The following is a 25,940-nucleotide window of genomic DNA, read 5'->3' as shown; positions in this document are numbered from 1 at the left end:
CTTTTCTCAAGTTTGCATTTGGTAAGGGGCAACCTTTGCCGCGGTCGGTCAGAGGACGAAGGCGCGGACCGCTTCGAACCCGGACACCACCGGCGCCCCTGCATTAAACGCGTGGCGCCAAACAATGGAGCCATCCATCTTATAACCGATACGCACGGTGCCGAGTTTTCCGTCGGCGAAAATGGCCGCCATACGCCCGCCATCCTTGAGCTGCTCCAGAAGAGCATCCGGAACCTGCTCAACGGCACCCTGAACGATAATCACGTCATAGGGGCCGTTTTTGGCGTTCCCCTCGGACGGCTCCCCCTGAATGACGGCAACATTATCGGCGCCGAATTCCGACAGTTTGGACTGGGCATCCGCTGCCATGCTTTCATCGCTTTCCACCGCGACGACAAAATCGGCAAGACGGGCCAGAACCGCGGCGCTGTAGCCAAGGCCGCAGCCCAGGTCCAGAACCAGCTCATCCGACTGGATATCCAGCGCGTCCAGCATCTTGGCCAGTGTACGCGGCTCAAGCACCACGCGGCCAGCACCCAAGTCGATATTCTCGCCCATATAGGCAGCTTCACGCTTGGCATCCGGTACGAAATCTTCGCGGGGGACGGACAGCATCGCATCAATGATCGGAAACTTGGTCACATCAGAGGGGCGCACCTGCGTGTCCACCATCATTGTACGGCGAGCGGCAAAGTCGGTCATGGTCGAGCCTTCTTGTTCTGGAACATCCCGTTCCTATTGCCATAGATAGAATAAACGGGCAATCCCACAAGGGGCGAACTGTCGCGCCACCCGCCTTATTTTGCAAACCTTTCATCTCTGAGCGAATTTTGAAAATTTTCTCTGCTCGATCGTCCTGGCCAATAGTTCTGGCCGATGGCCCTACCCGATTGTCATGACCGATTTCTTCGCCGGACTGCCCTGCTGGACGTCGCATGCCTGACAGGCATTCTTTGCCAGCCGCAAAATGCAAACCAACAGGCACATTTTGGTCTTGCCTACATGGAAGAAGACAAATAGTAAGTGCGTCAGGATCAACAGCCTGCACCACGGGCTGCTTCATTGTCCTTGGAATGGCGAGTTGGCGGAGTGGTGACGCAGCGGATTGCAAATCCGTGTACACCGGTTCGATTCCGGTACTCGCCTCCAATAAAATCAATGACTTGCGTCATCTTCACTCTCCTTCACTGCCACTTTTGAAACAACCGTTGAAACTTTCACGTTTCGGTCTTGCTTCGTTCCATTTGATTTCTAGCCTCTTGAGCGCGCTTCGCGAGCTCTCTTTGCCGGATCGGCCCACCGTATTTTTTCAGCATCTCAACGCCTGAGTGACCGGTGACGGCCTTGACCATCTCGTCATCACATCCAGCCAGATAAAGTTCGATCGTCGCGTTTTTCCTCAGCCCGTGCGTTTTGTAGTAGCTCGCCTTCTCGTGTTTCATCTTCTTTTTGATGGTGCGCATTTCCTCCGCAACGATCCGGTAGCTCACTGGCCGCCCCTTCGCGTCGGTCACAACAGTGCCGTCTGTTCGCGCAATTCCGTCGAGATGGGCCTTGAGGCGGTCGGTTAGCGGGATCCACAACGGCTTGTCGGTTTTGCCCTGCGTGAAATCGAAACCTTCATCGGAAAAGTGCTCCCATTTCATCTTCACGACATCGCCAATGCGCTGGCCTGTTCCAACGCAAAGCTCATAGACCAGCCGTGCCCGCTTTGAAGCTAGCGCTTCAAACTCTGCGCGAACATCATCTGGCCAAGGCTCCCAGCCGTCGCTCTGCTGCTTGAAGAGCGGAATGCCTTTCGCTGGATTGCCGTGCTCCTTCTTGATGTAGCCAATCAATCGTGCGTGGTTCATCAAGACGACCATGACCTGGACGAGATAGTTGGCCTGCCGCCAGTGATCCGCATTGGCGCGGTGCAATTCGTAGATGTGATGGGTTTCGATCCTGGCCGGGTCTTTGTCGGCCCAGATCTCACGAATGTGGCTGATATACCGCCGATAATCGGACCTCGTCCGAGGCTTCAGCTTCTTATAGGCGTCGCTCTCGTAGTAGCTAAGAATCAGCGCCTCAAAATTGCGCTTCACCGGCGCTGGCGCTGGTTTTCCCTTCAGCAAGCGATTGTAGTGATCCCAGAATTCAGGCGTGCCCGCTTCCTCTTGCATCATGACCGAGATGCCGCGCGATCGCCGGATGAACCGGAGATACCCCCTGTCATTATAGACGTATTTTGGCAGGCTCTTGCGGGTCATTCGCCCATTCTCAAGTCACTGTTGAGAAAGTCGTCTGCGGCCTCGGGCGCGATCATGTTGGCATCGACGATGACACTGCCATCAGGCTTGATCTCAAACTTCGCGCGCTGCCAACCTGCTTCCCGCGCCTCGCGGATGAAGGCCGAGGCTGCCTGTTTCGCTTTTGTCTGTACACTTGCTTTGGTCATCGTATCGGCACCCCTCTCACTTCATTAACAACGCGCATTATCACCCTGATCCATAGTGATTTTTCCAAATGCACTAGGTTCAGAACGTCTGTCCTTTGCCGCGCGAATGGCGCGGATCACTTCTGAATTTTGGGAGTTTCCATTGCGATCTGACTCCGCCTTGATCCACTCTTTGAGCTCTTGCGGAAGCCGAAGCTGCATTGGTTTACGACTCTTCATGAAACGCCTCCAGGTTGAAACCACAACCTGTTAGTGGCACTTAGCCACTATTGCGTCAATTGCTTTTTATGGCACAGTGCCACTATGCCAGAACAAAGCTCTCAAAATCAGGATAAATTCATCGTGCGTCTGCCAGACGGCCTGCGCGATCGAATACGCCTCGCGGCTGAGGCTAACCATCGCAGCATGAATGCTGAGGTCGTTGCCCTCCTCGAAGAAAACTATCCGGCTCCTGTGCCGGAAAACGTCACCGATCCTGCTGCAAGGCTTCTTTATTGGCTTGCCAAAAGAATACGACGCAGAACGCCCAAACCCGGGTCGGCCAGGGAGCGCCAAGCGACGCTCTACGAAACAATTGCCAACGAAATAGTAACTCGGATGGTCGCTATTGAACGCGGCGATGCGAAGAACGAGCGCGGCTAAGCACGCAGGAAAGAGCTCGAATTGATTGAGTGGATTATTGGAACGGCCGTACTCGGCGGCTTGCTATTTGGCGGCAAAGGGCAATCGAAGGACCGCAGCCCCAAATTGGCACGCACTAGCTTAAAGCTAGTGGAGCCAGCGCTTACAATAGCCAAAGACTCTAAATACTCCGCTTGGCGAGCAAAGTGGGAAGGCGAAGTTGACCCAGATAGGTGGGTACCTAAAGGTGCGGCCGAGAGCATTATCCGACGCTTTCCACCATTTAAGAACGGGAGCGAAGAAGCTGAACCCACTTCGCAGCATCCACATTTTCAGAAGGCTCTTGCAAGGGAGTTCGATGCGGCCAACGCCGCTTTTGGCAAAAAACAGAAAGAGCGATTGAGCGAATTTTTTTCTTCAGTCGAGCGGAATCCTCTCACCGATGAGCAAATGGATTGCTGCATCTGCATGGACAACGCGCTCCAAATCGTTGCCGCTGCAGGATCTGGGAAAACATCAACTATCGTTGCACGTGTCGGGTATGCGCTAAAGGAAGGCTTGGCCCCACCTGAGGAGATTTTGATTCTTGCGTTCAACCGATCCGTAAAGGACGAACTGGAAGCTCGCATCAAAGAACGGCTTGGTGGTTTTCCCAATGCTCAACGCATTAATGTAAAGACATTCAATGCTTTCGGCCTGGAGATAATCGGAAAGAGCACCGGGCGAAAGCCGAGGTTGGCTGACTGGGTTGAACCTGGCAATGACGTTCAGGCCATCTCAGACATTGTAGAAGACCTTCGCCAACGCGATCCCCGCTTCCGGCTTGACTGGGACCTGTTCAGAACGGTCTACGGTCGCGGCATCGATGAGTGGGACAACCTCAAACAACCGCAAACCGACGTAACAGGTAAAGGCAGCATTCCAACCGCAGACGGGAAACTGGTTAAGAGCCAAGAAGAGCGCATGATCTGCGATTTTCTCTTCTACCACGGCGTGCCATATGAGTACGAACGAGTATACGAACACGACACTGCAACAGCAGAGCACTCCCAATACCATCCTGACTTCTATTACCCCCATTTGAACCTCTATCACGAGCATTTTGCGCTAGACGCGGATGGCAAGGCACCGGCCCATTTTTCCGGCGATTATGTTTCGGGTGTCCTCTGGAAAAGGGAGCTACACGACGAAAAAGGAACCCAGCTATTCGAAACCACCTCGCATGGCTTGCGAAACGGTAACGACCTAGATCGGCTGAAATCCGAACTGGAGAAACACGGCGAAGTTCTGGAGTTCGACGAAAACCGCAAATCCACCGGCCAAGAGCCAATTCCAACCAAGCAACTAGCCTCGACGATCCGTGCTTTCCAGCAGCATGTCAAAAGCAATGGACTGAGCCCGAAGAACTTGCACCGGAAGATTGCTGATCATGAGCGTGGCCACCGCGACCGGCTAACGCGCTTCGTTAAACTCTACGAAAGAGTCGCCGAGGAATGGCAGCAGCGTCTTGCTGCCGAAAACTGCATCGATTTCGATGACATGTTGCTCGATGCAATCAAGCACCTGAAAGAAGGGACATATCAAAGCCCCTTCAACATGGTTCTTGCGGACGAGTTTCAGGATGTTTCTCAGGCTAAGTTGCGTTTACTCAAAGCCCTCATAGAAAGCGCAGGGACTTCCGCAAGCTTGTGCGTTGTTGGCGACGACTGGCAAGGTATCAATCGTTTCGCTGGTGCCGATATTTCCGTTATGACCGGTTTCGCCCGAACATTCCCGAACGCCACACAGCTCACACTAAGCAAAACGTTCCGATGCCCTCAGGTTTTGTGCGAAGCATCCAGCGACTTCATCCAGAAGAATCCGATCCAAATAAAAAAGTCTGTTGAAACCACCAACACTTATGAAAGAGCCGGGCTTCATACATTTGCAGCCGAGACGATGAGTGGCGCTCTTGAGCGCATCGAGAAAGATCTTAGGCAGCTGCATGGTGCCGCCAAAAATGGCCAGCTTGACGTGCCCGACGGCAACAAAATCACCATCATGCTCTTGGGCCGTTATCACAAGGATAAGCCCGCCAGCTTCAACAGTTGGAAGCGCGCCTATGGCGATCAACTTGAGCTCAGTTATTCTACTGCCCATGCCGCAAAAGGCCTCGAGGCTGACTATGTGATGCTTCTCAACGTCACCGAAGGCTTGATGGGTTTTCCAAGCCAAATCGTTGACGACCCTGCATTGCAGCTCGCGATGCCAGAGCCCGATGACTTCCCACTGGCTGAGGAGCGCCGCCTTTTCTATGTTGCCCTGACACGCGCCCGCCGACAAACGCGTATCTATACATTGCAGGACAAGCCTTCGCGGTTTGTCGTCGAGCTCGCCAAAGACGGGCACACCGAGATCAAAAGCGAAAAGGCTACGTTGAAGGTCTGCCCAAAATGCGGGGCTGGCACACTCAGCCAAAAGAACGGACGATTTGGACCGTTTGAAACGTGCAGCGCGCATCCAGAATGTGATTATACCAAGCGACTACTTTCGGTTGGTAGAGGCGGCGCTTCTGCGGCGAAATCCATTCGACTAAAAGACCCCATAGCTGAAGGGGCGAAATGTCCAACATGCAGTCAAGGCACCATGGTTCTCCGACTGGGGCAAAATGACGAACCTTTCCTTGGGTGCTCCTCCTTCCCTCGTTGTCGAACAACAGCACAAGTCACCAAACGGCAAAACGGGAACGGAAAAAGGGGCACTAGGCCTTAGTAGGCCACCCATTCATATCCGTGGTTGCCCTCGTGATCTTCCCATTCGACACCGACCCCGCGCCGCCAATTTGATGATGAACATCGCCGCGACGGCAGAACCCATTGTGGGGCGGCGGCTGGTGTCGTGCGTTGCCAGCCGAATTCGCCCTGCGTACCGTAGGTCCCGAGGCGCATGTTGTAGCTCTCAGAGCAATCATCGTCGCGACCGCGATCGCGATGGCTGTAGTACCGCACATCCCAGACGCGGATCGAGCGGACAAAATCAAACTCCAGACCGCTGATATCGATATCGGCACCGCCTTCAGCCACCTGAGCCTGAATAACTTGGGCGAGTGTCTGGCCATTGTGGTTGCTGGCCTCCCAGATCTTTGGGGCCACGCTTTGCAAAGGCGTGCGCTCAGAAACGCCCATAGGGCAGCGCCAGATTTGCAAAGGCGGCTCAATCGGCCAGGGCGTGATCCGGCGGATAAACACGGCACGGGCATGGGCACATTCTGCTGAAGCAGGCCACCCACCTGCCAGGCAAAGCAAAATAGCGCAGTCAACCTGATAGGCCTTAGCCGCCTGCGGGGCCACGGTAGAAAGCAAAGCCAAGCCAGCTCCGGCGGTCCAATTTCTGATAAGTCTGCACCACATATCATTAATTACCTTATGACTACATTACCGCATTATTGATACACTACATCCAACCCCGACTCTCACACCATATGCGAGCATAGTGTTTGTGATGTTCGCGCGCGTTTTGTGGAATATATTCCGTAGAGCGGTTCTTGTGATCTGGCCGAATACAGGCCATGAAATTACGGGAACGAGTAGGGTTAAATGTCCGGAATCTAAGAAGTTCCAGAGGATTGAGCCAAGAACAGCTAGCTTTGGCTGCGGATGTAGATCGCAGCTATATCAGCGAGATTGAACTCGCCAAAAATTCAGCATCAATCGATGTTCTGGAGCGGATCGCGGATGCTCTCGAGGTCGATCCCAAGGAATTGTTTAACGAGAGGGGCTAGTTTTGCCCAAACTTGAGAGTTTTCGCTCAACGGCCGAAGCCATCGGTCGTATTTCATGCATCCAAACAGGCGAAGAAATCGGTCTGCTGTATCAGTGGGATAACGGCGAGACGCAGGCCGCGCTTTATGTAGACGGATCAAGCAAACCGCCAAGCTTCCGAAATCAGGTTACTGAACCGAACCTTGGCGCAAAACGCGGCTAGTGGTTGAAAACCGCTCAAAATGCGCTCGCCAGAACGGATCCATGCTTCACGCGCACGCGTCGGTATCGCCGCCCAAATCAAACATTTCGCTCGTTGGAAAGTAACGTCGCCTTGTTCTGCGGCTTGAGGCTCTTAGTAAATGGGAAAAGGGCTACCTAACGGAGCAATATTGGTTCAGTCTACGGAAATTCCCAAAACCATATTGGTGTTAAATTGACAGGACACAATCATTACCCATGGTGCACATGCGGATGGTGCGTCGGTGGAGGCAACCGAAACGGTGGAGGCGTCTCCGCTGCGCCAGCGACAAAGTCCCTTCAGCCGGTCTATTCCGATTATGAAAAGCGTCAAGCGACGCAAACACTGAAAGGCTACGGCGCAACAAGCTACTCTCGCTGCTTCGTGAATCCCAATGCATTCTGCCCCGTCTGCGGTCAGCCCGTCTATTTTTATGCCAATGAACACGGCAGCCGTGTATTCTTTGATGAACTCGGAAAACCTTGGGCGAAGCACCCTTGCACGGACAACGAGCGCACTGCCTCTGTCTCTGTGCGTACTCGCCCCTCCAGTCGACCAGTTGCCGAAATCAAAGAAATTCTCGGTGCGGAACAAAAGATCGAACAGAGAATACTACCTGTAGGCCGGAAAGCGAGACGAGATTCCTGGAAGCTTGCGGTGGTGGTTGAAGTCCACTTTGCCGACTTCGGGATGGAAGTTCACGTTGAAGACCTTTCAAGCCAAAATCATCAGAAATTTCGATTTTTCATCTACTGTGACCAGCCGCTTTTGGTTGAAGGTGACCTCGTCAGTCGTCGTAGAGAGACGTTCTCATTTCTCCACCCGCAGTCACTTGAAGATACTACCGTTGTCAACGGGGACCGGCTGGTCGACTTCGAAGCGCTGGAAAAGGATATCGACCCTAGCATAATTCCCGGTGATGTTTCAGAGCTTTTGCCATCCGAGAGGAGGCACTTTGGGTCAGGAAGCGGCGGATCTGCCAAAGTGTCAGGAACTCTACGTTCTGTACTCGAAGATTTCGTCAAGAAGGAGATCGTGGGGGCCAAACTTGTTTCTCACTATTTGAATGAAACAGGCCGTGTGACTGCTGATGGTTCGCCTTGGACTCCTCGCCTTGCCTATTTTCTGATTGCCCTATCCGGCGTCTCGCAAGAAAAACCAGCTAAGCAAAAGAAACGAACCGCACGTCACAAACCTCAAAAGGCTCAGAAGCCGCAACCACATGCACGCGTAAAGAAGCGCCCACGTTTATCTAGAACACAGTTTGGCAATTCGGTTTCGCAATCAGCCAAAAAAACCCACAAACCACGTTCCGAACCCGCAGCTCGGCTCTCCACTGATGTCGATGATTGGGCACGTATGCTCTCAAGACTTGGGCGGGTTTCCAGAAAAGATGACGACGGCTGATGTTTGCCCGGTGCTACGATTGAGCGCTGCCAGCGGTCGCCCACCCATTTGAATTTGGGGCAGCTTGGCGAGACGATTGTCAGTCCTAGCGGCTTTACTCCGTACTCATTTAGCGGATGACCGCGCCGAACCAAAAGCCACACTGGCTTACTGCCACTTTGAGGCCTCACAATTGTCGATCGGTCGGGGACTTGTTCCACCCAGAAAGAATAGCAGATTTGTCCACTATCCCACCTCCGGTGCAGCCTTTTCGAAAGGCCGTTTTCTTTATGTGAAGACGGGTATCAATTCCTCATGTAATCTAGGAACTCCAGAACGCGCGCATAGTCTTCACCAACCTCGCGGGCCTGCTCAAAAACCTCCCTTCGCTCCTGATCTAGGCAACGGAAGTACCGCTCAACATCGTCAAAATACGTCTCGGCATCGCGTCTCAAAAGGTCCGCATAGGCCCTGACATCATCGGGATCGGTCGGCATCCAGGGCGGCGCAGGCAGTAGGCAACTTCCTGCGATCGCGGCAGACCCCCAACTCAAAACGGCCATAACCGCCCATGTTTGTTTCAAAAGCGCCATATTATCTTGGCTCAGCCACTCCGTTGCAGTAAATTTGTTTCAACGCATGAATGGCGCAATAACTCAAATTGCACCTATTGATTGCAAGATTATAATATTGTATCGGTTCGGTAGTCCATGAGGGACTGCCGGGTCAATGCATAATTCTGCAAGGCTCGATCCTATGAATTTGATGCAAGACGCCCCTAATGTTGTCAGTGAAGACGGGCTGCGCACGCTGCTTGCCGAGGGTCATTCGGCAGACGTTGTGTGCCGGGTTACGCCCAAACGTACAGGTGCTCAGTGGTCCGGAGTTTGGACCGTGCATTGCGTCTCGCCTGATGGCGAGACGCGTCGCCTGCTCGTCACTGCACGCAACAACATGGCCGCCCGAGAGTTCAAGACAATCAACGGCTTATCCAGCTTCCTTGCAGGGCTGGGCGTCTCGATCGTTTCGATCCCCATGCTCGAAGGCCAGGTTGCCTCGCACAAATTGGACGACGCGGGCTAAGCCACTTGCCGTCCTCGCAGCATTCCTTGCTGCACCCGCCTATTCTGAAGGCTTCGTTCTCTCCATGCGAGCCGATGGGCAGCTGGAAACCAAATCCCCCCAATCAGGTTTTGCACAAAGCTATGTCGACGGGATTGGTGCAAACCCACCAGAGCTGATCGTTTTTGCAGCGCCTGAACCTGAAGCGTCTTCACCTACACCCGCCCGCGCAGTTCCTCGTCCCGAAATCCTGTCAGCAATTGAAAGCACGGCGCATCGATATGGCGGGCACCCTGCATTGCGCCGCGCCGGTCTCTCGGTGACGGAGTGGCAGGCGCTCTTTCAAGCCAATATCGAGATCGAAAGCGCCTATCGCCCGAATGCGCGCAGCTCTGCAGGTGCGATCGGCCTCGGTCAATTGATGCCTGCAACGGCCGCACAGCTCGGCGTTGATCCGAATGACTGGCAGGCCAATCTCGATGGATCCGCCCGGTACCTTCTGATGATGTTGGCGCAGTTTGGAACACCCGAACTCGCGCTCGCTGCCTACAACGCGGGGCCTGACGCCGTCGCACGCTATGGCGGCATTCCTCCCTATCGAGAAACCCAAAATCACGTGCGCCGCGTCATGGCCGTACGTGACCGAATGACTGGAGCCTCCTGATGCACATTCAATTCCGCACGATCCTGTCGCTGGCCCTGGCCAGTTTGATGATTGCTAATCCCGCCTTTGCGCAGAGCATCGACCTCTCCCCGGTGCAGAACCTGCTGCAAGGCATCGTCGACACGATCACAGGCCCCCTGGGCATTGTCATCGGCACCTTGGCCTTGATCGGTGTGTTTCTCTCCTGGCTCTTCGGCATTCTAGATTTCCGCCAAGCTCTTTGGGTGCTTGTTGCGATTGCAGGCATCGCAGCTGCACCGACCATCGTGACCGCCATCTGGGGCGCGTAAAATCGACATGGCAACGCAAACCCGCCTCTTCCTCGGTCTGATCCGGCCGCCAAAGCTCATCGGCTTGCCGATCATGTACGCCATGGTCTGGCTTTTCGGGTTTGTGTTGCTGTTTCTCTGGGTGCAGAGCTGGCCGGTGATCATCATCGCCGCTCTGGCCTACCCCGCGCTGTGGAAAGCGGCCGATTGGGATCCGGCCTTTCTTGAGGTGATGGTCACTGCCCTGCAAGAAACGCCGCCCACCCCGAACCGCAAGATCCATTCGGGGGACAGCTATGCTCCGTGATCCTTCGGATGATCTTGCCGTGCTGCCAGACTGGGCGCGCAAAGAGCGCCCGATGGCTAGCATGCTGCCCTATGTCAGCCTCGTGAATGACGTGACAATCCGCACGCGCGGCAATGCGCTGTTCCAGTGCATCCGTCTTGATGGCGTCAACAGTATGACCAGCGATGACCTACATTTGGAGAAGATCCGCGCGCTCTTCGCGGCGATCATTGCGCAGATCGGGCCAGAATACAGTTTCTACGTCCACAAGGTCTCAAAAGCGATTGAGACCGCGCTACCGCCGGTACCTGAAGCGGGGTTTGCCCAAGCGCTAGACAACCGCTGGCAAGCGGCCATGGCGCAGGCGGGCCTGCGGGACAAGACGCTCACGCTCACGGTGCTGAAACGCCCTCCCCTCGGCGCGCGGCTGCGTCTGAAACGTTCAGACTCCATCGCGCAGCTGAAAGACCAGACGGTCAAGCAGCTACGCAAGCTTGAGGAAGTAGTCGGGTTTCTGCAGTCGTCCTTTGCCGAGATGAACCCGCGCTTGCTTGGAGCTGAAAGTGGCGAGCTACTCGGGTTCCTCGGGGCGCTCAACATTGGTCAGGAACGGCCGCTTTTCGCAAAATCCCGCTTTGGCGTGATTGCCGAGGATGTGGCTAACACGCGCGTCACGTTTCAGGGGCGAGGCTTTGTGCTCCACGATGGGACGGCGGGCAAACGGTTCGGCACCAGCTTTGCGATCAAGACCTATCCAGCCAAAACCAACTGCACCATGTTCGATGAGCTGAACCTGCCCGTCGACATGGTGGTCACACACTCCTTCACGCCGATCAACAGCAACATCATGGCCAGCCGGATCAAACGCCAACAGCGCCTGATGAAGGCCAGCGATGACGGCGCGATTTCACTCGCCGAAGAACTGGTAGACGCGCTGGACGATCTGGAATCCAAACGGCTCAGCTTTGGCGATCATCACATGACGGTGACGGTTTTCGCCGAAACCGAGGAAAAGCTGGAAGCAATCGCCGCCGAGGTTCGCAACATCGCGGCCAGTGAAGGGGTCAATCTGGTGAATGAGAGCTTTGCGGAGCGGACCCACTATTTCGCGCAGCATCCGGGCAATGGACAGATGCGCAGCCGCAAGGCCGCTATCACCAATACGAACTTTGCCGACCTCGCCGCGCTTCATCGCGGTCAACTGGGCAAACCCGGACACAAAGTGCCTTGGGGCAAGCCGATCACTCTCTTCCCGACGCCGGAGCGTTCGGGCTTCCTCTTCAACTACCATGAGACGGGGCAGCCGGACAAAGAGCCGACAGGCGGGCACACCTTGATCCTCGGCCGCCCTGGCTCTGGCAAATCTGTGTTGTCGGCCTTCCTCATGACCCAAGCCCGTCGCTGCGAAACGCGCGTCTTCGTTTTCGACTATCGCGCGGGCATGGAAATGGCCGTGCGGGCCAATGGCGGGCGCTACAGCGCCATCAAGGCGGGTGAAGCAACCGGCCTCAACCCGCTCCGCACCGAAATCGATGGGCGCGGCCAAGCCTGGCTATCCGATTGGCTGGCCACGCTGCTGCATCGTGCCGACAAGCCCCTGAGCCCGGTTCAGATCAACCGAATTCAGGAAGTGGTGCGCCAGAACGCCGGGGCGAGCGATGCCGTCCTGCGCAACTGGCAGGATTTGGCCTCCCTCTTTGTGGCCGGGGCGGATGAAGGGGATCTGTTCGAACGGATCCAGGAATGGACCGCCGATGGCCGCTATGGCTGGATCTTCGGGCAAAGCTCTGAGGATACCTTCTCGCTCGATGGTCATGTCGTGGGCTTCGACCTTACCGGTATTCTCGACAGCGAAAGCGAAAAGGAACGCATGGCCGTCCTGTCCTACCTGTTTCGGCGGGTGGAGCGCGTGATCGAGGATCGCAAACCGACGCTGATCATCATCGATGAGGCCTGGAAGGCGCTCGACAACCCGTATTTCGCGGATCGGCTGAGCAACTGGCTTGTGACCGCGCGCAAACAGAACGCAGTTGTCGTGATGATGACCCAATACGCAAGCCAGCTCGAGAAAACTCGCACTGGCAAAACGATTGTCGAGGCTGTGCCGACACAACTCTTGCTTCCTAACATCCGCGCTTCGGCCAGCGATTACACTATGCTGGGCCTCACTGAAAAAGAGCTCAGCGTTTTGCTCGGCACCGGCAGCAACTCCCGTCTGGCGTTGGTGCGCGATGATCAAGGTTCGGTGGTGATCGACGCTGATCTCAGCGCCCTTGGATCCTACCTCACGATCCTTGGTGGCATGGAAAAAGGCGAAGCTCTGGTTGGCCCAGATTATCGCCAAAACCCCGATTTTTGGAGACAGATTGATGCGTAGGCTTTGCGTACTGACCCTCACCCTTTTGACCCTGACAGCCTGCGCGGAATACCGGCCGTCCGAAGCTGAATGCTTCAACTCCTTTGCAGAGGTCAGCCGCAGCAACTGCAATTTTGAACTGCTCGGACCGATTGGTGGCCTGGGTGAGTAAGATCCGTCCGCATATCCTTGCGGGCTTGGTGTGGTTCGCCGCGCCAGTGGCCTATGCCCAAGGCGTGCCAACCTTCGATGCAGGCATGTTCTTGCAGCGCGAGCGCGTGTTGCAGCAGGGCGAACAAGATCTGGCACTGCAGCGGGATCGTTTGACCAAAGAGGAAGAGCTTGAAGAGCTCGAGCAGGAACAACTCCAGGCACTGGAAGACATCCTCGATGCCACGACGTTGGCCAGCGGGAATTCCAGCACACTGGTCGCAAGCCTAGAAGCTGGTTCAACACCTGAAAGCGCCGCAGGCACGCTCTATAGTTCGGTCGATCCGAACCCCGGCGCAGCCCAGATGTTCGGCGATGCCTCCGGTTCGATTGAACAGCTGATCATTCGTGCCGCCCAAGAAACGCACCATATGTCCGGTGTGCGCGCTGCAGGCCTGTCGCCCAAGCAGTGGCGCTGTCTGTTGCAGGCGCTGATCTGGCAAGAAAGCCGTTTCACCATCGGCGCGCGCTCGCCTGTTGGTGCATTCGGCCTGACCCAGATCATGCCAGGCACGGCGCAGGATCTCGGGATTTACCCGGCCTATTATGAAAACCCCTACATCCAGGTCACCGGCGGCGCGCGCTATCTGGCTCAGATGCTGGCCATGTTTGATGGCAACATCATTCACGGGCTGGCGGCCTATAATGCCGGTCCCGGAAATGTGCAGCGCTACGGCGGCGTGCCGCCCTTTGCTGAGACCCAGCATTACGTTCAGGTCATCCCCGAACGCTACAATCTCTACCTTGCACGCGTCGGCGGTGTTGATGCGCTCGGCACGATTGATCCGGTTCTGCTCGCCAACTCCACGATGAGCCTGACCTCTTTCGGCGCAGGGGTCTACGGCGATTACTCCTTGGTGTCGGTGCAAGCGGCCGCGCAGCGCGTGCAGGACATCATCAGGCGCATTGGCGAAGCCGACGACATTCACGCGGCCATGTTGCTCAACACCTATGCGCGGGCTGAACTCGCTCGCCTGATCGCCATCCGCACGCGGCTCAAGGCCGCCCATACCCGCCCTCTTAGTGCGGCAGAGCTGGCCATGGCAGCCGCGCAGGCCCGCGAACAAGACTTCATGCAATTCGATCTGGAGGCACTCCGATGATCCGTTTTCTTTCCACCGTAGCCACTTGCGCGTTGCTGGTTGCCTCACCCTTGTCTGCCCAAGGCGTGCCAACGGTCGACACCCGCAATATCGCGCAGGAAATTCGTCAGCTGCAGCAGATGCTTGAAGATTTCGGGATCCAAACCGACCAGCTCGACACGCTTCTCGAACAGCTCGACCTGGTGCAGCAGCAACTCGACACGCTCAATGAGACCTACGCGGCTCTGACTGGTGCGACGGATATCATCGAAATGGCCATGGGTGGTGATCTCGACGGGCTTCTCGATCAGGAATTCGGCGATCTCCTAGGCACCATCCGGCAAATCCAAAGCGGTGATTTCAGCGGCCTGATTGGCAACGCAGCGCCTCAAATGGAGGGTCGCATGACGCAGGCCCTCGAGGATGCAGGCTTTGACCAAGACAGCCTGTCCGACATGGCCAGCAGCGGCAATCCGGGCGCGCAACGCATCGCTAGCCAAGCGGGCACCGGAGCGGTGATGTCGGCTGCCGCCGAGAACAGCTATGAAGAGGCCGCGCAATCCCTTGAACGGGTCGAGCAGTTGGTCTCGCTGATCCCCGACATGGAAACGCTCAAAGAAGCCGTCGATCACAATACCCGCGTCACAGCCGAACTGGCGATTGCCATGACGCGCATGTGGGAGCTTGAAGCAATTCAGACCGTCGGCGCGGGCCAGTCCGGCGTGGTGGATGCCGCCACGCTGGCCGAAGAGCGCCGCTACATGGACTTTACCCTGCCAGACCTGCGCGCGGACTGATCCTATGAACAGTGAGGCAGAAACCATCGAAGAAGAGCTCGTTTACGGCGCACGACGACGCGAGCTCATGTGGCAGAAACTGGGGCTGACAGGCGTGGCGTTTGGCATGGCAGGTTGCCTCGCCGCCGCCCTCGTTGCCCTGTTCGACGTGGACCCGCCGCCCATGATCGTGCCCTTTGATAGCGAAACCGGCATGGCCCTCCCCAATGCCGGGGTTGAAGCGGTCTCACTCACGGAACGCCCCGCTATCATCGAGGCACAGGTCTACCGCTATGTCATTGATCGAGAGACATATAATCAGCTCGACAATGATGTGCGCGTGCGGCGGGTCCTGGATCAGTCGGACGGCGCGGCCGCTGCAGGGCTGCGCGCGCTTTGGACCAGCGGCCATGAGGCCTATCCGCCGGACAGCTACGGTACAGATGCGCGGCTTGAAGTCGAGGTTCTGTCGATCACCCATATCAGCGTCAATCGCGCCCAGGTGCGCCTGCGCAAGCGGTTGAACTCGCCGCGCGGCAGTCAAAACGGGCTCTTCACCGCAACGCTGATGTTCGAATTTCAGCCCGAGAATAGCCGGTCGATCGATGATGTCTGGCAGAACCCTTTCGGCTTCACCGTCACCGAATATGCGATCCGCTCGGATCGTTTGGAGTAACCCATGCGCCGCCTGTTCCTGATCCTCGCCTTCCTAATACCGCTTGCTGGCACCACCTATGCAGAAAACCAGCCGCGCCAAGGCCCCTATGATGCCCGCGTCAGGCTGGCCACCTATCAGGATGGGCAGGTCTACCGCATCCGCACCAGCCTGACCCATGTGACCAGCATTGAGTTTGGCCAGGGCGAGACCATCCGCTCGATCATTGCGGGCGATACCGAAGGCTTCCTTCTGGACGGCGTTCCCGGTGGCCAGGCCTTTGCGATCAAGCCCGTCACACGCGGAGCACACACCAACATCACCGTCTACACCAACCGGCGCAGCTACTATTTCAACGTGACCGAGGCGAACTCGCCGACCTTTTACGTTATTCGTTTCACCTATCCCGAGGCTGCCCCTAGGCAATCCCGTGTGGCAACAAACCAACCAGCAAACCACGCCTACGGCGTCAGCGCACGGTCCGAAATCACCCCGCGAGAAATCTGGGACGACGGCACCTTCACCTATTTCCGCTTTGCCGCGAACGCGCCGCTGCCAGCGATCTTTCGCTGGAACGGTGGCAACGAGCGCAGCGTGAATGCGCTCGCGCGGCCAGACGGCGTTATCCGCGTTTCAGGTGTCAGTGACCGTTGGGTACTCAGGCTCGGCGAGGACGAGATTTGTGTCCAAGAGATGAGCGAGGAAGATCGCGATGAGTGAAACAGCTGAGCTTAAGAAACGCCTCGAAGCGCTTGAAGGTAAAGCACAAAACTCAAAGGCACGACCGTCAATTGTCGCCGTCGCCCTAGGCATTGGGGCAATCGCGGCTCTTGGCGGCCTATTGCTGTTGTTCTCTGGCGGCTCTGAACCCGACAGCTTGGAAACCGCCTCCCCAGATGAGTTCCAAGCGGCAGGACCGGGCTTTGGTGCGCTCGAGCCCACGCCTGCACCGATTGACACAACCCCGCCGCCGGAGCCGCCAGCAGACAGCGAAACAGAAGAGCTCCGTGCGCAAATGGATGCCATGAGGTCCGAGCTTGAAGCCTTGCGCAACGCACCAGCGCCCGAAGCCCCAGTTGTCGACACTGAAGCGCTGGACACATTGGGCGCAGAGATCGATGCCCTGCGCAGTGAGGCCGCTGCTACGCAAGCCGCCTTGCGCGAAGAGTTGGAAGAACGCGCACGTCAGATACAGCGACTGCAGAACGATCTGGAGCTTGCGCGCCTGGAAACCCCGCGCACGCCCGCACCAACCGGCCCCACGGCCGAGGAGCTGCGTATGCAAGAGCTCAAGCGGCGGCGGCAAGCCGAGCTTGAGGAACTGCAAGCGCGTATTGCCAGCCCAATTATCGCTTTTGGCGGCACTGGAAGCGGCAACAATGATACCGCCGCCGAGCAGCGTCGACTTGATGGCGATACAGACTTTGTTCGCAACGGCGCTGAACCCGCTGAGGTGACGCAGGCCCAGCTGATCGTGAACCCGTCAAACACGGTTGTTCAGGGTACGATGATCCAAGCCGTGCTCGAGACAGCGATCGACAGCTCGCTCGCCGGTCAGGTCCGCGCGATGGTGTCTGAAGATGTCCACGCCTATGACGGCTCGCGGATCCTGATCCCGCGCGGCGCGCGTCTGATCGGGCGCTATCAATCTGGCCACGATATCGCACAACAACGCGTGACGATCGCCTGGGACAGGATCATTCTGCCCAGCAACCAGACCGTAGAAATCAGCGCCTTCGGTGGTGATGAACTTGGGCGCTCCGGCACAACTGGTTTCGTCGACAGCCGCTTTGGCACACGGTTCGGTTCTGCCGCCCTGATATCCCTGATCGGAGCCTTGCCCGCCGTGGCCGCCCAGAACACCGAAGATGAAATCACCTCTGATGTGCTCGAGGGCATTGGTGAAGACCTGCAAAACAGCGCGCAAAGCGTGATTGGAGAATACCTCTCCGTCTCGCCCGTGATCTATGTCGATCAAGGTGCCCGCGTTACCGTGATGGTCGATCGCGATCTGGAGATTTTCTGATCATGGCGGCCAGCTATCTGCAAAGCTCGATGGACAAGATCCCCGAGGCGCGTGACCCCAAGCTGATCGAGCTTTGCATCAACCCCGACGGCACGCTGTGGGCCGAGTTTCAGGGGGATCACTTCATGCGGTCCGTCAATCGACGGCTCTCACCCAATGAGATCAAAGACCTCGGCAATCAGATTGCTTCGGCCGCGAACACCACCCTCAGCCGGATCAAGCCGATTGTGTCGGTCAGTATCGCCTACCGAGACCGCCCCATCCGCGCGCAAGTCATCCAGCCCCCCGCCGTTGATGGCGGTTACGCGATTTCACTGCGGTTCTTTGCGGACCTGCCACTGGATCAGATCAAGCTATCCTATCTTTTCGGCAAAGAGCGCAGCAACGAGGGCGCACGACGCAAGCGCAATGCCGAGCTGCGCGATGTCGTTGCCACCGGTGACATCGACGCCGCGATCAAGTTCTGCGTAACGCACAAACTCAACATGATCGTGTCCGGCGGCACCTCGACCGGCAAGACCGTCACGGCGCGCAAGATCCTTTCCTTCGTGCCCGCCGACGAGCGTATCATCACGATCGAAGAGGCTGCGGAGCTGCGTCCAACGCAGCCCAATGTCGTCACGCTGATGTCTGACCGCGATGAGGTCACGCGCAGCGCTGATGTCCTTCTGACCTCCACCCTGCGCATGCGGCCGGACCGCATCGTCCTGGGCGAAGTACGCGGCAAGGAGGCCATGACCTTCCTTGAGGCTATAAACACCGGCCATGGTGGCTCACTCACTACGCTCCATGCTGAAACCCCTCAGCTGGCGGTTCAGCGTCTCGCCATCGCCGCCCTGAAAACCGACGTGCCCATGACCTATCAGGACATGAACGATTACATCACCCGCTCGATCGATGTGATTATTCAGGCCGGTCGTCATGAGGGCGCGCGCGGCATTACCGAATTCTACCTGCCGATTGATCCGGCCCAAGCGAAGGAAACAGCCCATGTTTGAATACAAGATTGAACAGATTAACACCGCCAAGACAAAGCCGCCAAAGATCGAAGCGCAGCTGACCGCACTCGGCCAAGAAGGCTGGGAACTGGTTTCAGTGGTGCCGGATTTTGACGGCGAACACATACTGAAGGCCTTCCTGAAGCGGCGCACGGGCGCGAGCGCCTAAAGCCAACCTGAGGAGGACACGATGGGCGTCGTCACCTGGATGGTTGAGACAACCGACAACTTTCTGGAAGACGCGGCCCAAACCACCTTTGGCAACGTCGCCGGGCAGCTTGGAGGCGTCATTGCCGTGGCATCGACGCTCGCGGTGATCGGCGTCTTCCTCAACATGGTGTTTCAGTACAAATCCATGGATGGGCGGACCGCGTTCAGGTTCGCCCTCAAGCTCATGCTGATCTCCCTCTTTGCAATGAACTGGGTCCAATTCAACGCAGTAGCCAGCGCCCTTATCGATGGGCTAGACCAACTTGCGGGCGGCATGGTGGCGGGGCTTGGCGGCGGCGGTGCAGGTGCGTCCTACTTTGCCGAGGCCTTCGACGATCTCATCGAAGAGTTTGGCAATTACCTGAACGCGGCCGGTGACAACATGCATTGGATGGCCGGTGCCCTCATCGGTGCGATTGGCGCATTCCTATTGGGCGTCATCGGCGCACTTTGCGGGCTTGTCCTGATCTTCGCCAAGATCATGCTGGCCTTCATGATCGGCATCGCCCCCATCATGATCGCGCTTTCGCTGTTCGACGGAAGCAAGGACTATTTCCACCGCTGGCTGTCCAGCACGGTTTCCTACGCGCTCTACCCCCTCGTGATCGCAGGAGTGTTTTCCACCGTCGTCGGGATGTCGCGCTCGCTAATGGCCGAGCTCGGAGATCCATCCGGTGCCAGCAACATCGGCGCGCTGGTGCCTTTCTTTATGATGATGTTCCTCGCAGGCGGCATGATCATCGCCACCCCGCTGATCGTCCGCTCAATCTCAGGCAATTTCATGATGGCCGGACCGCCAAGCATTCCCGGCCCTGGTGGGTTCGCAAAGGGCTTGATCGGCACCAAAGGCTCACGGGCGAGGGCACGGTTTGGGACCAGGTCAAATGCTGAGATCGCCGGGGCTGGGATACGCCTGGCGGGCGGTGCGACTGTTTCGATTGTTCAAAAGGTCGCTGAACGGGCGAAGCGTCTGGAGTGAACTGCCCATTTCGGCCATTGACCAAGACTTGCCGATGCTGCGCCGCGATCCTTAAAAGTAGCCATTTTCTCTTTGTTTTGGCAACCCGCTTATCCACCAAAGAAAGCAACATCACGGCCAGCATAGTCCGTATTCCTTCGAGCGGCGAACTTGCTTGCCGACCGCGCCTTGAAGGAGGAGGCGCATCTGGTCGACCACTGGGATCGGACGCCAGATTGTTGTCGATTTCTCTCGGTCGACGCCAGCTTTCGTGGTCCACTGCTTGACCACTTCCCGGACGGGGTCCCGATGGTTCCACCGCCAGACGATCTCGTCGAGGTATCGCTGAAGGTGCTGGCGGCCGAGATTGTGATACACGCCAACCAGGGCGCGCTGCACCTGGGAGATGACTGCCTCGGCCGTGTTCACATGAGCACCGGTCTCCGGGTTCGCATACTCTTTCTTGCTGTGGATCACATACTGATGGGCAGCCATAGTCTTTCCCAAGCCGCGATAGCTCGTGCTTCCATCCGTCATGAGACTGGTCGTCTCAGGGTCGATCCATTCCAAGAGAACCGGTTCGAGTGTCGCCCTTTGATCATCGGAAACGACCCTTGCGCGCGCCTGTCCTTCGCGTGAGGCTGCCACGAAGATCATCGGCTTGCCTGTGCCCTTGCCCCTTGGATTATAGGCCTCTGACAGCGATTTCGGTGCTCCCCCGACATAGGCCTCGTCCACTTCCACGATGTCCTCCAGCGGCATCAACTCGCCGTTCCGGTCATCCATCATTTCCCGGATGGCGTGCCCCATTTTCCAAGCTGTCTTCTGGTTCACACCAAGCAGACGCGCCATCACCACGGAGGAAATGCCCTTGCTCGATGTAAGCATCAGGAACATCGCGCAGATCCAGATCCGAAGATCAAGCTTGGTGCCGTGCATCGGGGTGCGCGTGGTGACGGTAAACTGGAGACGGCAGTCCCGGCATTGATAAAGGCCAGGCCTACAAGTCTGGCCACGCAGAGCCGACGAGGCGACCGACCCGCAATGCGGACAGTGCCTTCCGGTTGACCATATGATACCCTCCAAGAACCGTCGTGCGTGCCTTTCGCTCGGCATCCGCTTCCAGATGTCCGGGATCGACTTGAGTTCGGTGATCATCAAAGCCCCCTCGTTCTGCCAACCGGATAATCTTGGTCAGAGGAGGTTTCGACGAAGTGAAGAGACGGCCTTTTCGCGCGAAAATAGGAAGTAAAGGCTAAACCCTTAGCATTATCAGCGGCTTACTAAATGCGCTGCTTTCTTTGGTGGATAAACGGGTTTGGCAATTATGCCCTCTCAACCAGGCCAGAAAACAACCATTCGTTCCAATAGCAGAGAATTCGGCGAGGAACCCACCTTGCGGAATTTAGCGCCGCTTGCCTTGATCGCCTTTACAATACCCGGCGCCGGATGCTTCCAGCTCGAATTTTTCGGTTGGGCCGCTGCTACCCAGAGCTCTGCGTCAACTACTGGCAGATCGGGATCAAAATTGTGCGCGGATCCGTGATGAGGAAGCATGAAGGTGGTGACCCATTCTAACTCTTCACTATAGTGATCTTGGTATTTCCGCACCGTTTGGGGATCCAGAAAGCACGCATCCCCGGTTCCCAACCAACCAACGCGGGCGCAATCGAACTTTTTGGATTTATATACTACGGCACCAGCCTCCTCTGGATTTGCGGGACCAGAATATAAGGACATTGAGGTTTCATTCTTGTCGCCGAACGCCCAGGCATAGGCTCGAGACAGGATGGTCCGGTGCTTCGTTACCAATGACCGACGTACTTTCTTACTTTGCGCTTTTTTACGAAAACTACCCCTCGGCCATTTCAGCATCACTTCAACAGCAGTGCAGAAGGCCTCTCGGTCTTGCAGAGGTGCCTTTTTCACATGTGGCTTTAAAAGCCATCCGCCTTTGATCTCGTCGACAATGTTGAATTCAATTTTATGGACGAGAATGGCACCCTCGGGCGTCCGGCGGGCAGAAGGTGGCGCACTTCTAGGGCCTCCAGAACCTTTAATCTTCCATGGCTGACCGTCTGGATCGGAACGAGGAGGTTCCGTGGGCGGAAATTCGAAAAAGCCCGAGTCAGTATCGTCCTCTTCATCTGATGCGACCATCACGATCTGCCTTGGACCGAACTGGGTCATTGTTCCAATTGGATCAACAACTATGTCTTCATGGAAACGTTCCGCACGGGGTTCGGCGCTTGTCGCCGAGCTTCTTCCAAATGCAATAATCCGCTCAATATCGTCCAGGTAGGGTATCACGATCGTATCGACCTGTAGCCCTTTTTTTTGATGTAACAGGTGTGGTATGCCGCAGATATGATCTCGATCGAAGTGCGACACTAAAAGCATGTCGAGACGGCGCGATACCCGCCGAGATACGATCGATCGTACCGCCTTAACCACACCCTCGATAGGGATCGAACCGCAGTCATAAACATACATGAAGTCGGCCAAAGGTATCGCGTCTTCAACAAGGGACGACCGCCAGACAGTCTCATCAACTCCAAGGTTCCGGAGAGTGCCGACGTGGAAGCCGCCCTGACCGACCGGTAGTTGATATCGGTGATGTCCTAAAACATGCCTTGAATCGTCGCGCTTCCATGCCCGAGAATGACTAGAAGGTAGGCGTGCTGTACGAGCGGAGAGATGCTCGGCTTCCTTCCTTTTCTTAGACAGAAACTCCTGACACTCCTTGTGTTCTGCTTCCACATCGAAAGACTTTTTTATATGTTTCAACGCTTGGGCAAGAACGTCGTCGGGGATACCCTCTTCTAGGCGGAGGCAGAGGTCTTCAAATATCAATCTGAGGCCGTAATTTCGAGCAATGTCTGAGCGAATTCTGGTCTCGGCACACAGACATGCATCACCCCACTGCTTGTCGTCCAAAGGTTCTTCGGAGCTAGTATTATCCATTGGGGGCCCACAAATTTCTTCAATGTTAATTAGACGAGAGGCGCTCGCACGATCTCATCGGCTTGCAGCTGTTATTTGGACCCACGAGTGGCGTCTGCTTCCTAGAAAGATCAAGTTTGGCCCTGTGCAGTTTTCGGACATTATAGATTTCAATACTGTCAATTTTCATGAATGATTCAACTCGCAATATACCAAGGTTATACGGCACCCATACGTCGTGGTCGTCTTTCCGACTCTTCTTGCAGGGTTGTGGTTTCACGCGACCCCGTTCATCTTACTCCGTAATTCTTCAGACCAGTCCTTCAACGACTTAATGTCAGCCATAACTTCGGATGGCTCCGGTGGCTCGGGATCATGGCCTCGGGAAGGATCATGTGCATCAACAAAGTCACAGCACTTTTTGAACCCATTTTGGAAAATTTGCACATCGGCCTCTTCCAAAGCTGTGACACGCTTCAAATTCTTAGTGTCAATGTAATCGCGGTGACGAATTACAACATTGGCAAAGACGATGTCCTCTAGCGCCCGTTCCCAAGTCGCCCGCAATCGACTGTAGAGCGAAGATACTGCCGTTTTGTAGCCCTCATCGTCGCTCTCCTCGAACAAGCGCTTTGCAGCGCGGGCTTCTTTTTCAAGTTTGTCAATCCGGTCTCGAATGCTGGAAGCCGTCCACGGCAGATCCGTGTTAACGATGCCGACGACATCCTGCCCGCGTGTGAGATGCGCCAGCGCAGTCGGCGCATTTCGCTCCGAAGCCAATTGCGCCAGATCGTTTACGAATATCATGTCATGCGTGAACACGATAACCTGTCGCACACCGGCTTCCTTTGCTAGGCGCTTGGCGACTTTTGAGCGCCAGCGATGATCGAGTGATGAAACCGGATCATCGAACACAAGCGCCGATGTATGCGATGCATTGGCTAGTTCGGTGAGGTATGAGGCCAACGCCACACAAGTCTGCTCGCCCTCGCTGAGCACATCATGGACCTTGGCCTTGGGGTTGGCATAGAGCTTTACCTCGTATTGCGGTGAACCGAATTTGCCCCCCGAGCGCACAACCTCGACCCGCACGCGATTGCCAGCCAGCGCGACGATCTCTTGTTGGAACCGATCGCGCATACGCGGCGTGATCAAATTGTCGGCAATTTCGTTCCCGAGCCGCGTGATCGCCGTGGTGGCAGTGTCGCGCAAGCAGTCTTCAATGCGCTTTAGCTCTGCGAGCCTCGAGAGCTCTGTTTTTGCGATATCCAGTAGCTCGTGACATTGTTTCCAATCCTGCAAATTGGCCTGTTCGTTGAGCACGGCTTCTCGTGCTTCGCCCCCGGATGCGTCATCGAGAGAAGCCGCATAGGCGCGGGTCTGCGCGGCTTCCGTGTTTACGGCCTCTGCGACGGATTCAGGCAACGTCAACGGATTCGGAACATCTTCGCCGGAGAGCTGCGCAAGCGTCTGCACATGCACACGCCGCCCAAGCGCGATGAATCGCAGCACTTGCCTTGCGAGCGCGAAGTTGCCGGCTTTCAAACTCCGATAGGCAGCAGAGACCTTGTTTACGTGAACGACCACATCACGGAATTTTTGTTCTGCTTCCTTGAAAACACGCTCAGCCTCAGCTGCTTTGGTTTCTGTGTCGTTCTTGATGAAGTCCTCAAAGCCAAGCATCCGCGCGGCGGTGGGCTCGTCGATCTCCTGATGGCACAGGACGCAGATATCCCCTTGCGATGGTGGAAACGCCGCCCCAGTTTCCTTCGCCACTTGCGAATATGATCTGGCGGATTCCCAGAGAGTCCGCCAAACCGTTTCACCAACGCCCTCAAGCGCCAATCCGGAAAATGCATCATGCGCTGCCGTGTTGGCGGCCATGCGCATGTCGTCGGCACCCTTTTTCGCCGCATGAAGCGCCTGAATGGCCTCGTCATTCAGCGCCAGCTCGATCCGCTTCAAATAGGATTCCAGTTGATCGAGCTGGGCCGCGTAGTCGCGCTGCCCTTGTGCCGCCACGGCGGGGTCTTTAGCGAGATCGCCCTGAAGCTTGATCAGGCGCGCTTCGTCCGCATCCGAAAAGGCTGTCTTGGGCGTTACGGCGGCGATATCGGTATCATGACGAAGCGAAGACAGGGCTTTGCCGAGCGCAGAGCGGCTTGACCAGATCGGATTGACGAAAACAGAGTTACGCTTTTGCTCCAGTGTTTCTTTCTCGGTTGTCAGGCGCGCCTTAATTTCCTGACAGACACCGGCGAGGTCATCCGGAATATCAAGACCGAAGGGGCGAAACCAAACCTCATTTTTCTTCTGAACGTGTACCGAAGCTGCATCACGGTCAAAGACCGTGATCGCGGAAAGCGTCTCAGCGGAACTGCCGTCATCCTGCCACGCGACCGTTTCCGCTGCGCTGCCGGTACGTGTTATTTTCAGATCGGCCTTTGCTGTTCGCGTTGGGGAAGAGCTATAAACATCGGGTATGATCTCACCGGCATGCCGTGAGCGGCACGCCTTCTTGAGAATTCGAGTGTAGCCAGATTTTCCGGTGCCATTCTGCCCGTAAACAATGGTCAGGCCCGATTCCTCAAAGTTCAGGGTCTGGCCGGTTGCGAGCTGGTTGACACCAGAAACATTTGCGATGCCGGACAGGGAAATCGACTCGCCGGAACCAGGATCAACCGGCAGATGGTCCTTCGAGAGTGGCTTGGCTGCCAGCGTCACCGTCTGATCGCCGTGCTCTTTCTTGCAGAGCGACAATAATTCCTCGAACGCCTCTTCATCCGGATAACCGTTCAGGACAATGCGGCGCAGCGCATCGCGTTGCCATAGCGGACGGCTCTTTGACCAAGCCAAGATACGTTTAGGGACAGTATCGTCGTTTTTTTCTATTCTCGCGCTGTCCGACATCACCGAATTAATCTCTCTCACAGAATATGGTTTTCAAAATCAGAAGGCTACAAGTGCCGGGTCAATAACGGAAGCTTAATCCTTTGTTTGCTGTTGAGATTCTCAAAGGC

Annotated in this window: 27 protein-coding genes and 1 tRNA gene; 20 read left to right on the top strand and 8 right to left on the bottom strand. The window is 56.3% G+C overall.

Features of this window, described 5'->3' with window-relative positions; all coding sequences use genetic code 11:
- Positions 1–48: 48 nt before the first annotated feature.
- Positions 49–702, bottom strand: a complete 654-nt coding sequence (locus AKJ29_RS10590; protein ID WP_055190703.1) for a protein-L-isoaspartate O-methyltransferase family protein — start codon at positions 700–702, stop codon at positions 49–51.
- A 373-nt stretch (positions 703–1,075) separates the two neighbouring features.
- On the opposite strand from AKJ29_RS10590, the gene AKJ29_RS10585 reads away from it, so the two are divergent.
- Positions 1,076–1,149: transfer RNA gene (locus AKJ29_RS10585), tRNA-Cys, on the top strand.
- A gap of 68 nt (positions 1,150–1,217) precedes the next feature.
- Here the strand turns inward: AKJ29_RS10585 and AKJ29_RS10580 are convergent.
- From AKJ29_RS10580 to AKJ29_RS18775, 3 genes are read right to left on the bottom strand one after another with little or no spacing between them, the layout of a single operon-like run.
- Positions 1,218–2,249, bottom strand: coding sequence for a site-specific integrase (locus AKJ29_RS10580; protein WP_055190701.1), 1,032 nt, complete (start codon positions 2,247–2,249; stop codon positions 1,218–1,220).
- On the bottom strand, positions 2,246–2,437 hold the full coding sequence (locus AKJ29_RS10575) for a hypothetical protein (RefSeq protein ID WP_055190699.1): 192 nt from the start codon (positions 2,435–2,437) through the stop codon (positions 2,246–2,248). Before AKJ29_RS10575 ends, AKJ29_RS10580 begins: the two co-directional genes overlap by 4 nt.
- A 24-nt stretch (positions 2,438–2,461) precedes the next feature.
- A complete protein-coding gene (locus AKJ29_RS18775) occupies positions 2,462–2,656 on the bottom strand; it encodes an Arc family DNA-binding protein (RefSeq protein WP_082392575.1) in 195 nt (64 codons plus the stop codon).
- Positions 2,657–2,740: 84 nt separating this feature from the next.
- Here AKJ29_RS18775 and AKJ29_RS10570 point away from each other — a divergent pair, with 84 nt between their 5' ends.
- A complete protein-coding gene (locus AKJ29_RS10570) occupies positions 2,741–3,079 on the top strand; it encodes an Arc family DNA-binding protein (RefSeq protein WP_055190697.1) in 339 nt (112 codons plus the stop codon).
- Positions 3,080–3,100: 21 nt separating this feature from the next.
- Entirely contained in the window at positions 3,101–5,809 is a 2,709-nt protein-coding gene (locus AKJ29_RS10565) for a UvrD-helicase domain-containing protein (protein ID WP_055190695.1), read from the top strand.
- Here the strand turns inward: AKJ29_RS10565 and AKJ29_RS10560 are convergent.
- Positions 5,806–6,447: a hypothetical protein gene (locus AKJ29_RS10560; protein WP_055190693.1), complete on the bottom strand. Its 642-nt coding sequence runs from the start codon at positions 6,445–6,447 to the stop codon at positions 5,806–5,808. The two genes, AKJ29_RS10565 and AKJ29_RS10560, sit on opposite strands and share 4 nt — an antisense overlap.
- A gap of 158 nt (positions 6,448–6,605) precedes the next feature.
- Here AKJ29_RS10560 and AKJ29_RS10555 point away from each other — a divergent pair, with 158 nt between their 5' ends.
- From AKJ29_RS10555 to AKJ29_RS10480, 17 genes are all read left to right on the top strand, one after another.
- Positions 6,606–6,818, top strand: a complete 213-nt coding sequence (locus AKJ29_RS10555) for a helix-turn-helix domain-containing protein (protein ID WP_055190692.1) — start codon at positions 6,606–6,608, stop codon at positions 6,816–6,818.
- A 2-nt stretch (positions 6,819–6,820) separates the two neighbouring features.
- The gene (locus tag AKJ29_RS10550) at positions 6,821–7,021 is read left to right on the top strand and encodes a hypothetical protein (RefSeq protein WP_055190690.1); all 201 of its coding nucleotides are present in this window, start codon (positions 6,821–6,823) and stop codon (positions 7,019–7,021) included.
- Positions 7,022–7,423: 402 nt separating this feature from the next.
- The gene (locus tag AKJ29_RS10545; protein WP_139231387.1) at positions 7,424–8,446 is read left to right on the top strand and encodes a hypothetical protein; all 1,023 of its coding nucleotides are present in this window, start codon (positions 7,424–7,426) and stop codon (positions 8,444–8,446) included.
- Between the two features lie 744 nt (positions 8,447–9,190).
- Positions 9,191–9,508: a hypothetical protein gene (locus tag AKJ29_RS10535; protein ID WP_235477425.1), complete on the top strand. Its 318-nt coding sequence runs from the start codon at positions 9,191–9,193 to the stop codon at positions 9,506–9,508.
- Between the two features lie 64 nt (positions 9,509–9,572).
- Positions 9,573–10,151, top strand: a complete 579-nt coding sequence (locus tag AKJ29_RS10530; RefSeq protein WP_055190683.1) for a lytic transglycosylase domain-containing protein — start codon at positions 9,573–9,575, stop codon at positions 10,149–10,151.
- Positions 10,151–10,441: a TrbC/VirB2 family type IV secretion system protein gene (locus AKJ29_RS10525; protein ID WP_025060020.1), complete on the top strand. Its 291-nt coding sequence runs from the start codon at positions 10,151–10,153 to the stop codon at positions 10,439–10,441. The genes AKJ29_RS10530 and AKJ29_RS10525 overlap by 1 nt, the downstream gene beginning before the upstream one ends.
- A gap of 7 nt (positions 10,442–10,448) precedes the next feature.
- Positions 10,449–10,727, top strand: coding sequence for a VirB3 family type IV secretion system protein (locus tag AKJ29_RS10520; RefSeq protein WP_024096577.1), 279 nt, complete (start codon positions 10,449–10,451; stop codon positions 10,725–10,727).
- Positions 10,717–13,083: a VirB4 family type IV secretion/conjugal transfer ATPase gene (locus AKJ29_RS10515; protein WP_055190680.1), complete on the top strand. Its 2,367-nt coding sequence runs from the start codon at positions 10,717–10,719 to the stop codon at positions 13,081–13,083. Before AKJ29_RS10520 ends, AKJ29_RS10515 begins: the two co-directional genes overlap by 11 nt.
- The gene (locus AKJ29_RS19675) at positions 13,076–13,234 is read left to right on the top strand and encodes a hypothetical protein (protein ID WP_024096575.1); all 159 of its coding nucleotides are present in this window, start codon (positions 13,076–13,078) and stop codon (positions 13,232–13,234) included. The genes AKJ29_RS10515 and AKJ29_RS19675 overlap by 8 nt, the downstream gene beginning before the upstream one ends.
- 1 nt (position 13,235) lies before the next feature.
- Positions 13,236–14,375 carry a lytic transglycosylase domain-containing protein gene (locus AKJ29_RS10510; RefSeq protein ID WP_055190751.1) on the top strand — a complete coding sequence of 380 codons (1,140 nt, stop codon included), beginning with the start codon at positions 13,236–13,238 and terminating at the stop codon, positions 14,373–14,375.
- Entirely contained in the window at positions 14,372–15,151 is a 780-nt protein-coding gene (locus AKJ29_RS10505) for a type IV secretion system protein (RefSeq protein ID WP_055190678.1), read from the top strand. Before AKJ29_RS10510 ends, AKJ29_RS10505 begins: the two co-directional genes overlap by 4 nt.
- A 4-nt stretch (positions 15,152–15,155) precedes the next feature.
- Positions 15,156–15,806 (top strand): VirB8 family type IV secretion system protein, encoded by a 651-nt coding sequence (locus tag AKJ29_RS10500; protein ID WP_055190676.1) that lies wholly within the window; start codon positions 15,156–15,158, stop codon positions 15,804–15,806.
- Positions 15,807–15,809: 3 nt separating this feature from the next.
- Positions 15,810–16,505, top strand: coding sequence for a TrbG/VirB9 family P-type conjugative transfer protein (locus AKJ29_RS10495; RefSeq protein ID WP_055190674.1), 696 nt, complete (start codon positions 15,810–15,812; stop codon positions 16,503–16,505).
- Positions 16,498–17,811, top strand: a complete 1,314-nt coding sequence (locus AKJ29_RS10490; protein WP_055190672.1) for a TraB/TrbI/VirB10 family type IV secretion system protein — start codon at positions 16,498–16,500, stop codon at positions 17,809–17,811. The genes AKJ29_RS10495 and AKJ29_RS10490 overlap by 8 nt, the downstream gene beginning before the upstream one ends.
- Before the next feature lie 2 nt (positions 17,812–17,813).
- Positions 17,814–18,809, top strand: a complete 996-nt coding sequence (locus AKJ29_RS10485) for an ATPase, T2SS/T4P/T4SS family (protein ID WP_055190670.1) — start codon at positions 17,814–17,816, stop codon at positions 18,807–18,809.
- A complete protein-coding gene (locus tag AKJ29_RS18770) occupies positions 18,802–18,978 on the top strand; it encodes a DUF4177 domain-containing protein (protein WP_161805401.1) in 177 nt (58 codons plus the stop codon). Before AKJ29_RS10485 ends, AKJ29_RS18770 begins: the two co-directional genes overlap by 8 nt.
- A gap of 21 nt (positions 18,979–18,999) precedes the next feature.
- Entirely contained in the window at positions 19,000–19,998 is a 999-nt protein-coding gene (locus tag AKJ29_RS10480; protein WP_055190668.1) for a TrbL/VirB6 family protein, read from the top strand.
- A gap of 111 nt (positions 19,999–20,109) precedes the next feature.
- On the opposite strand, the gene AKJ29_RS10475 is transcribed toward AKJ29_RS10480, so the two are convergent.
- The 3 genes from AKJ29_RS10475 to AKJ29_RS10465 form a co-directional block, all read right to left on the bottom strand.
- On the bottom strand, positions 20,110–21,135 hold the full coding sequence (locus AKJ29_RS10475; RefSeq protein WP_074963692.1) for an IS1595 family transposase: 1,026 nt from the start codon (positions 21,133–21,135) through the stop codon (positions 20,110–20,112).
- Positions 21,136–21,312: 177 nt separating this feature from the next.
- Positions 21,313–22,941 (bottom strand): ComEC/Rec2 family competence protein, encoded by a 1,629-nt coding sequence (locus AKJ29_RS10470; protein WP_055190666.1) that lies wholly within the window; start codon positions 22,939–22,941, stop codon positions 21,313–21,315.
- A gap of 255 nt (positions 22,942–23,196) precedes the next feature.
- Positions 23,197–25,830, bottom strand: coding sequence for an AAA family ATPase (locus tag AKJ29_RS10465; protein ID WP_074963693.1), 2,634 nt, complete (start codon positions 25,828–25,830; stop codon positions 23,197–23,199).
- Positions 25,831–25,940 lie beyond the last annotated feature (110 nt).

The sequence above is a fragment of the Aliiroseovarius crassostreae genome, assembly GCF_001307765.1.
In the GTDB taxonomy this organism is placed as follows: Bacteria; Pseudomonadota; Alphaproteobacteria; order Rhodobacterales; family Rhodobacteraceae; genus Aliiroseovarius; species Aliiroseovarius crassostreae.
Note: the sequence above shows the minus strand (reverse complement) of the source record. Positions and strands in the feature narration are given on the sequence as shown.

Coding starts and splice junctions, on each gene's coding strand:
- AKJ29_RS10560 (WP_055190693.1), bottom strand. CDS start 6,447: ATGTGGTGCAGACTTATCAGAAATTGGACCGCCGGAGCTGGCTTGGCT.
- AKJ29_RS10570 (WP_055190697.1), top strand. CDS start 2,741: ATGCCAGAACAAAGCTCTCAAAATCAGGATAAATTCATCGTGCGTCTG.
- AKJ29_RS10575 (WP_055190699.1), bottom strand. CDS start 2,437: ATGACCAAAGCAAGTGTACAGACAAAAGCGAAACAGGCAGCCTCGGCC.
- AKJ29_RS19675 (WP_024096575.1), top strand. CDS start 13,076: ATGCGTAGGCTTTGCGTACTGACCCTCACCCTTTTGACCCTGACAGCC.
- AKJ29_RS18775 (WP_082392575.1), bottom strand. CDS start 2,656: ATGAAGAGTCGTAAACCAATGCAGCTTCGGCTTCCGCAAGAGCTCAAA.
- AKJ29_RS10520 (WP_024096577.1), top strand. CDS start 10,449: ATGGCAACGCAAACCCGCCTCTTCCTCGGTCTGATCCGGCCGCCAAAG.
- AKJ29_RS10500 (WP_055190676.1), top strand. CDS start 15,156: ATGAACAGTGAGGCAGAAACCATCGAAGAAGAGCTCGTTTACGGCGCA.
- AKJ29_RS18770 (WP_161805401.1), top strand. CDS start 18,802: ATGTTTGAATACAAGATTGAACAGATTAACACCGCCAAGACAAAGCCG.
- AKJ29_RS10580 (WP_055190701.1), bottom strand. CDS start 2,249: ATGACCCGCAAGAGCCTGCCAAAATACGTCTATAATGACAGGGGGTAT.
- AKJ29_RS10590 (WP_055190703.1), bottom strand. CDS start 702: ATGACCGACTTTGCCGCTCGCCGTACAATGATGGTGGACACGCAGGTG.
- AKJ29_RS10525 (WP_025060020.1), top strand. CDS start 10,151: ATGCACATTCAATTCCGCACGATCCTGTCGCTGGCCCTGGCCAGTTTG.
- AKJ29_RS10535 (WP_235477425.1), top strand. CDS start 9,191: ATGCAAGACGCCCCTAATGTTGTCAGTGAAGACGGGCTGCGCACGCTG.
- AKJ29_RS10465 (WP_074963693.1), bottom strand. CDS start 25,830: ATGTCGGACAGCGCGAGAATAGAAAAAAACGACGATACTGTCCCTAAA.
- AKJ29_RS10485 (WP_055190670.1), top strand. CDS start 17,814: ATGGCGGCCAGCTATCTGCAAAGCTCGATGGACAAGATCCCCGAGGCG.
- AKJ29_RS10490 (WP_055190672.1), top strand. CDS start 16,498: ATGAGTGAAACAGCTGAGCTTAAGAAACGCCTCGAAGCGCTTGAAGGT.
- AKJ29_RS10480 (WP_055190668.1), top strand. CDS start 19,000: ATGGGCGTCGTCACCTGGATGGTTGAGACAACCGACAACTTTCTGGAA.
- AKJ29_RS10470 (WP_055190666.1), bottom strand. CDS start 22,941: ATGGATAATACTAGCTCCGAAGAACCTTTGGACGACAAGCAGTGGGGT.
- AKJ29_RS10495 (WP_055190674.1), top strand. CDS start 15,810: ATGCGCCGCCTGTTCCTGATCCTCGCCTTCCTAATACCGCTTGCTGGC.
- AKJ29_RS10515 (WP_055190680.1), top strand. CDS start 10,717: ATGCTCCGTGATCCTTCGGATGATCTTGCCGTGCTGCCAGACTGGGCG.
- AKJ29_RS10530 (WP_055190683.1), top strand. CDS start 9,573: ATGCGAGCCGATGGGCAGCTGGAAACCAAATCCCCCCAATCAGGTTTT.
- AKJ29_RS10505 (WP_055190678.1), top strand. CDS start 14,372: ATGATCCGTTTTCTTTCCACCGTAGCCACTTGCGCGTTGCTGGTTGCC.
- AKJ29_RS10475 (WP_074963692.1), bottom strand. CDS start 21,135: ATGATCACCGAACTCAAGTCGATCCCGGACATCTGGAAGCGGATGCCG.
- AKJ29_RS10555 (WP_055190692.1), top strand. CDS start 6,606: ATGAAATTACGGGAACGAGTAGGGTTAAATGTCCGGAATCTAAGAAGT.